The sequence below is a fragment of the Seonamhaeicola marinus genome, from assembly GCF_008085455.1.
The window spans coordinates 1-414 of the sequence record NZ_VSDQ01000381.1 but is presented as its reverse complement, the minus strand read 5'-3'; the positions used below and the strand labels follow the sequence as shown (position 1 = coordinate 414).

Genomic DNA, 414 nt, shown 5'->3' with positions numbered 1-414 from the left:
GGAAGACACTTTTAGAACTTTAACTGCTGTAGATAGTGTTATTGTGGTTATTGATGTTGCAAAAGGTGTTGAGGAACAAACTGAAAAACTTGTTGAAGTTTGTAGAATGCGTAACATACCTATGATTGTTTTTATAAACAAACTAGATAGAGAAGGTAAAGATGCTTTTGATTTGCTTGATGAAGTTGAACAAAAACTAGGTTTAAGAGTAACACCACTTAGTTTCCCTATTGGTATGGGTTATGAGTTTAAGGGTATTTATAATATTTGGGAAAAAAATGTAAACCTTTTTAGTGGAGATAGCCGAAAAAATATTGAAGAGACTATTAAAATATCAGATTTAGAATCTACTGAACTAGATAAATTAGTAGGTCAAAATTCTGCAAATACCTTAAGAGAAGAATTAGAATTAGT

At 30.2% G+C, this 414-nt stretch carries 1 protein-coding gene; it reads left to right on the top strand.

The genetic code is table 11. The features are described from left to right. Positions 1-414, top strand: a 414-nt coding sequence (locus FUA24_RS05040; RefSeq protein ID WP_246146957.1) for a GTP-binding protein, incomplete at both ends; no start/stop codon positions are given.